Consider the following 6,209-nt stretch of genomic DNA (forward strand, 5'->3'; position numbering starts at 1 on the left):
CCACCAGCCTTTCATTCCATTATGTCTATCATACCTGAAACGTGCACGCAGCACACTCAGATGTTTTGTCATGTTCAAAAAGGCTAAATAAGCAGTATCAAACGTGGAGGTGGAGCAAATGAGTGAACAAAAAGGACATATGGATAAAGCGAAAGGAAAAACAAATCAAGTCAAAGGTCAATTGAAAGAAAAGCTTGGCGAAGCGACAGATCATGAAAACCTGAAAGCAGAAGGAAAGAAAGATCAAGCAAAAGGAAAGCTTCAAGATAAAAAAGGTGACGTGAAAAATAAGCTGAATCAGTAGTTTACACATAGCTGTAGGTACTCGCCTCATGTCTCCATCATCACATGCCTTTCATCAATTAAATGAATAGGTGTGTGAAAAGAATTGATTATACGTCCTCTTGTACGTCATGTAGACTTTAGGTAGAAGACATGAATCAAGGGAGATGGATGAAATGGACCAAGTATGGGGGAAAGTTGACGAGTATATCAAAGACAAATTGATGGCTCAAGATGACGTATTGGAGCAAGCGCTTACCAATAATAAACAAGCGGGGCTGCCAGAAATTGATGTGTCTCCGGCCCAAGGGAAAATGCTTTATTTATTAGCAAAAACCAAAGGAGCAAAGCGTATTTTAGAAATCGGGACACTTGGCGGATATAGCACCATTTGGCTGGCACGAGCTCTTGAAGAGGATGGAGAACTCATGACATTAGAGGCTGTCAGCTATCATGTAGAAACCGCGCAGCAAAACATCGACAGAGCAGGCTTGACAGAACGGGTAACGATTTTACAAGGAAAAGCGTTAGATACTTTATCTCAGTTAAAAGAGAGGGGTACGCCCCCATTCGATTTGATTTTCATTGATGCAGATAAACCAAACAACCCGAAGTATCTGAAGTGGGCGTTACACTTCTCAAAGAAGGGAACCGTCATTATTGCAGACAATGTTGTCAGAAATGGAGCAGTCATTCATGCCTCTGATCAAGATGAGCGAGTGAAGGGAACTCGTGAATTATTTGATTTACTCAAACAAGAGCCGAGAATTGAGGCAACAGCTATTCAAACTGTTGGTGAAAAAGGCTATGACGGGTTTATATACGGAATCGTCAAATGAAACAAAGCTTAACCGCAAACGGTTAAGCTTTTTCTTTTAGAAAAACCATCTAGCTGTACCCATCAGCAAGACGCCAACCAGAACAGTGAGGGACAAGCTTTTTGTCCAAACAGCCATAAGCACCGTTGGAATCAACACAGCAAGATACATCCAGTGAATGGTGACGCCTGTTGTTGTATGTATGAAAAGGTGTTCAGCAATCAAAGCAGTGAATATACAAATTGGAATAAACGATAGCCATTTCAGCACCACTTCAGGCAGCCGAATACTCCGAACAAATATAAATGGAAGGATTCTTGGAATGATGGTTACGAGCATACAACCAAGAATCAGCCATATCATAAAGCTGCTGATCATTTATCTGTCACCACCCCAATGGTTGCGACAAGCACAGTTGCTAACAGAACAGCCACGTGTGAAGGAACAAAATGAAGCAGAACAAACATCGCAACGACCATATACAAAACAAGCGACAGGCGATGGGTTAACTTATTTTTGGGGACTGTTTGCAAAGAAAGGATCAATAGCGCAGCAAACATCGCCGATAAAGCAAAATCAAGACCAAGCGCCTCTGGATTTGAGATCCAGTGTCCAAAGATGCCGCCAAGTGTACATGCCGCAATCCAGCACAAATAAGCCGTTACATTCAGTCCATGCATCCACCGATTATTCAACCTTCCTTGCTGCGCTAATTTATTCATCGCCACACCGAAGGATTCGTCTGTCAGCAAAAGACCAAACCCAATGTTCTGTTTCGCAGAGTAGCGTGTAAAATGAGGGGCGAGCGTAAGGCTGAGTAATAAATGGCGCAAATTCACAATAAATGTGGTGAAAATAATTGCGGAAAGAGGGCTCCCTGTTACGAGCAGTGCGCAGATGATAAACTGTGAAGCGCCTGCGTAAATAAAGATGGATAAGAGCGCAATATCCCATATACTTAATTGTGCACTTATGCCAACAATTCCAAAGGCAAACCCAATACTCATATAGCCGAGTAAGGTCGGTACACAATCTTTTATTCCCTCGAAAAACGGCTCGTGTCCCGCGCTGGGAATGCGTTTTCTAGCTTCAATATCCAACGACCTCTACTCCTTTTCTCTTGACCGTCTATCGTTTTACTTACTATATGAAAACGAATTTATCATGTCAATCCTATGTAACTTCTATTATATGAAGAAACATGGCGATAAAAAAGGATTGAAGTCAACCAGAATTTGTTATAAAGTAATCAGAAAATAATAACAATTGGGGTGACTGTCATGCAATGGAAACCTTTATTTGAAGATGATGTACCAAATCACCTCCGTCCATAACGGAGAGTGATCTCCGTTTGTGGATATCGCAAATGATATATCCAGTAACGGAGGGGAAAAAAGATGAATGGAAAATATATAGGAGCCCTTTACTTAGCGGCAGCCGCTAGTATTTGGGGTGGTATGTACGTAGTTGTCAAAGTAGCAGTAGCGGTTGTCCCGCCACTTGAACTCGTATGGATGAGATACGCAGTAGCAGGAGTCGTTCTTGTGTTCACCATTTGGCGTTTAGGATATTCTTTTCGGTTAGATAAAAAAGATATCCCGCTTATTGCGGCCATTGGATTGATCGGTAACTTTCTTTCAATCGTGACTCAAGAAATTGGTACGATGTACACGTCTGCGCAAATGGGTGCTGTCATCACATCGGCAACACCTGCCTTTATGGTGCTTTTCGCTTTCTTTCTATTGAAAGAATCATTCACTGTTAGGAAGTGTGTCTCTATCTTGCTTGCTACAGCAGGTGTACTCACCATGATTGGGCCTGTCACTGTTCAAACAGATGAGTTTGTTGGCGGTCTCTCATTGGTGATCGCTGCATTAACATGGGCGCTGATGTCTGTTCTGCTGAAACGGGTTCCAAGAAAGTACCCTCAGGCAGTGATAACAACATATGCGATCATTATTGCCTTTATCGTATTAACTCCGCCTGTTCTATTTCGTCTGCCACATTTAGATGTGCAGCAAATGGCGAGACCGGAAATTTGGGGTGGTATTCTTTATCTTGGTATCATCTCAACAGCCCTTGCTTTCTTTTTGTGGAATAGGGGGCTTCAACTGATGGATGCCGCGAGCGGAGGTCTGTTTTTCTTCTTTCAACCAATCGTTGGCACAGTCCTTGGCTGGCTGCTTCTGGGTGAAGAGATGGGTTTACGCTCTTTCATTGGAATTCTATGTATCTTTGCAGGTGTATACACTGTACTGCGTCAGAAAGAGTAAGACGAGATGCCCCTTTTACCAAGGGGTATCTTCTTTACAATGAATAGAAGGGGGAGGGAAGCAGGATGATACAGTATCCGCATTTGCAAAAAGGACAAACGATTGGCGTTACAGCCCCGTCCTCAGGTGTACAACCATCTTTGCATGAGATGTTTAAGCTGTCATGTGAGCGGATGAAAAATAGAGGGTATGAGGTTATATGTGGAAAGACGGTATGGCAGCAGGAAAAAGCAAAATCAGCCCCTGCCATAGAACGCGCAAACGAGCTTCAGATCATGATGACAAGTGATGAGATTGACCACATCATCCCGCCATGGGGTGGACAGCTGCTTATTGAAATATTAGAGCATCTTGATTTCTCAGTGATGCCAAAAAAGTGGATTCTTGGTTACTCAGATACGAGTGTACTTCTGCTGGCCTTGACATTAAAAACAGGCATTGCGACAGCGCATGGACCGAACTTTGTAGATCTTCGGGGGGAAGAGCTTGATCAGGTGACAGCGATGTGGGAACAAATACTTTCCACTCCAGAGAAGAAGGACGTTACTCAATTTTCTTCTTATATGTATCAAAAGGAATGGCAGCATGACAATCCAAGTATACATGTCTTTCATTTAACCGAGCCAACCGCATGGCGTACTGTTGATCAGCAGGAGATGATGGTGAAGGGGAGATTGATGGGCGGCTGCATTGATGTGATACGCCACTTAGCAGGAACGCCTTTTGGAGATGTCAAAGCCTTTCAAGATACATTCCTGAAAGGTGAACCCATTCTCTGGTATTTCGAAAACTGCGAATTAAATGCTGCGAGCATGAAGAGATCTCTTGTTCAATTAAAATTAGCAGGGTGGTTTGATCACTGCTCTGGGATCATGTTTGGCCGAAGTGCAGTAGATGCCCCTGTAGAAGGATATGAATATACGGATCTATATGAAGAATTACACAAGGAACTGCAAACGCCGATTTTTTACGATATTGATTGTGGACACGTCCCGCCGCAAATGACCCTGATTAATGGAGCATATGCAGAAGTGCACATACAACAAGGAGGCAAAGCGGTGCTGAAGCAAACATTTTTGCCGTAAGAAAGGGAAAGGGCGAGCCCTTTCCTTCATAGAAATCATTACATTCCTTTTGTTTCCTCACCTGCTTTTGGAACTTCCCACGCAGTCTCACGAAATACTTTTTCCCATTTAGAGACGACAATACATGCAATCGCATGCCCTGGAACATTCACGCCTGTTCGGGCCATATCCATAATTCTATCAACACCGGCAATAATGGCGACACCTTCGGCTGGAAGACCTACTGCATGAGCTGTTGCCAAAAGAACGACGAGTGAACCGGAGGGCACAGCTGCAATGCCTTTACTTGTTAAAACAAGGACAAGCATCATCAGGAGCTGCTGTGATAAACTCATATCGACACCAAACGCCTGCGCAAGAAATACACAGGAAACCGATAAATATAAGCTTGAACCATCACAATTGAGAGAAAGACCAGATGGAATCACGAAGGAAACGATTCTTTTTGGACAACCGTATTTCTCCATTCGTGCCATGAGCTGAGGAAGAACAGTCTCTGTGCTTGTGGTGGAAAAGGCGACTAAGAACAAATCCCAAATCATTTTTAACACTTCGAAGTAGTTAAAATGGAAGATCAGTGCGACAAGAGGGAACAGAACAAATAGGATAATAAATAATCCTAAGAAGACAGTTCCAACAAGTTTCATCATAGGGATTAATAACACAATGCCATATTGGCCGACAGAAGAAGCCATTAATGCAAGAACCCCAAGAGGTGCTGTTACCATCACCATTTGTGTGAGTTTAAACATAATTTGTGCCACTGATTCAAAGAAGGTCAAAACAGGAGCGGATGCTTTACCAATCCCACTTGCGGCTACACCGAATAAAATGGCGAAGAAAATGACGGCGAGTAAATCATTCTGAGCCATAACATCGACGATATTGGTTGGAATGATATCTAATACCATTTGTTTAAAGTCGACGACTTTTTGAGTATAACCATCTAGTTCCCCAATATCTTTCTTCGCTAATTGAGAGAAATCAAGTCCAACGCCGGGCTTTAAAACATTAGCCAATAATAGACCGATTCCAAGAACGATGGTCGTGATGACCTCAAACCAAATGATTGTCTTTAAACCAAGGCTGCCCATTTTCTTCATCCCGCCGCTGCCCGCTGCGCCGATGACAATCGTAGAGAAAACGATAGGAACAACAATCATTTTAATCAATCTAATAAAGCCATCACCAATTGGCCGCAGTGCCATTCCGAAATCAGGGAAGAAGTGGCCAATAAGAGCCCCTATCACCAAAGCGATCATGATTTGAAAAGCGACGAACTTTTTCATCATCTCCTACCTCCTTTAAATGCTCAGGAAAATATTAAGAATTTTCCAATAAATAAAAATTCTAGATGGTCATGTTTTGTCCTCCTTTGGATTTAGAAAGATTTTATTTAAGAATCATTAGAATGATGAAGAAAGAAATGAAAATGGAGCTATCGCATCTCTATTTATCTAAGAAAAGAGCACTTCTTAAAAAATAGTAAACTTTTTCAGGAAAATGTATTGACCCTTTTAGATGATCCGTGGTATATTATTATTCGTCGCTGATGACGCAAATGAAACACGGATGTTCAAAGGCATTCGATCAACAAGTTCTAAAAAGATGTTGACTTAATAAAAACGATATGTTAAGATAATTAAGTCGCCTGATTAAGCGCCCGTAGCTCAATTGGATAGAGCGTTTGACTACTGATCACAAGGTTAGGGCTCCGACTCATATAGGCCGAGCAAAGTTTATTTTATGAG

7 protein-coding genes are annotated in these 6,209 nt (G+C 42.2%); 4 read left to right on the forward strand and 3 right to left on the reverse strand.

Annotation, left to right across the window (positions count from 1 at the left end):
• The first annotated feature begins 118 nt into the window (after positions 1–118).
• A complete protein-coding gene (locus tag BA1_RS13170; protein ID WP_008359801.1) occupies positions 119–304 on the forward strand; it encodes a CsbD family protein in 186 nt (61 codons plus the stop codon).
• 154 nt (positions 305–458) lie between these two features.
• The gene (locus tag BA1_RS13175) at positions 459–1,121 is read left to right on the forward strand and encodes an O-methyltransferase (protein WP_008359803.1); all 663 of its coding nucleotides are present in this window, start codon (positions 459–461) and stop codon (positions 1,119–1,121) included.
• Between the two features lie 36 nt (positions 1,122–1,157).
• On the opposite strand, the gene BA1_RS13180 is transcribed toward BA1_RS13175, so the two are convergent.
• Both BA1_RS13180 and BA1_RS13185 read right to left on the reverse strand, forming a co-directional pair.
• Positions 1,158–1,478: an AzlD domain-containing protein gene (locus BA1_RS13180; protein WP_008359806.1), complete on the reverse strand. Its 321-nt coding sequence runs from the start codon at positions 1,476–1,478 to the stop codon at positions 1,158–1,160.
• The gene (locus BA1_RS13185; protein WP_008359807.1) at positions 1,475–2,200 is read right to left on the reverse strand and encodes an AzlC family ABC transporter permease; all 726 of its coding nucleotides are present in this window, start codon (positions 2,198–2,200) and stop codon (positions 1,475–1,477) included. The genes BA1_RS13180 and BA1_RS13185 overlap by 4 nt, the downstream gene beginning before the upstream one ends.
• A 297-nt stretch (positions 2,201–2,497) precedes the next feature.
• Here BA1_RS13185 and BA1_RS13190 point away from each other — a divergent pair, with 297 nt between their 5' ends.
• Together BA1_RS13190 and BA1_RS13195 are read left to right on the forward strand one after the other, a co-directional pair.
• The gene (locus BA1_RS13190) at positions 2,498–3,373 is read left to right on the forward strand and encodes a DMT family transporter (RefSeq protein ID WP_008359809.1); all 876 of its coding nucleotides are present in this window, start codon (positions 2,498–2,500) and stop codon (positions 3,371–3,373) included.
• Between the two features lie 65 nt (positions 3,374–3,438).
• Complete coding sequence (locus BA1_RS13195) at positions 3,439–4,458, forward strand: S66 family peptidase (protein WP_008359812.1); 1,020 nt, start codon at positions 3,439–3,441, stop codon at positions 4,456–4,458.
• Positions 4,459–4,496: 38 nt separating this feature from the next.
• Here BA1_RS13195 and gltP read toward each other — a convergent pair whose 3' ends face one another.
• Complete coding sequence (gltP, locus tag BA1_RS13200; protein WP_008359815.1) at positions 4,497–5,747, reverse strand: glutamate-aspartate/proton symporter GltP; 1,251 nt, start codon at positions 5,745–5,747, stop codon at positions 4,497–4,499.
• Positions 5,748–6,209 lie beyond the last annotated feature (462 nt).

It is taken from the genome of Bacillus xiamenensis, from assembly GCF_000300535.1.
Taxonomy (GTDB): Bacteria; Bacillota; Bacilli; order Bacillales; family Bacillaceae; genus Bacillus; species Bacillus xiamenensis.

Coding starts and splice junctions, on each gene's coding strand:
- BA1_RS13175 (WP_008359803.1), top strand. CDS start 459: ATGGACCAAGTATGGGGGAAAGTTGACGAGTATATCAAAGACAAATTG.
- gltP (WP_008359815.1), bottom strand. CDS start 5,747: ATGAAAAAGTTCGTCGCTTTTCAAATCATGATCGCTTTGGTGATAGGG.
- BA1_RS13180 (WP_008359806.1), bottom strand. CDS start 1,478: ATGATCAGCAGCTTTATGATATGGCTGATTCTTGGTTGTATGCTCGTA.
- BA1_RS13195 (WP_008359812.1), top strand. CDS start 3,439: ATGATACAGTATCCGCATTTGCAAAAAGGACAAACGATTGGCGTTACA.
- BA1_RS13170 (WP_008359801.1), top strand. CDS start 119: ATGAGTGAACAAAAAGGACATATGGATAAAGCGAAAGGAAAAACAAAT.
- BA1_RS13190 (WP_008359809.1), top strand. CDS start 2,498: ATGAATGGAAAATATATAGGAGCCCTTTACTTAGCGGCAGCCGCTAGT.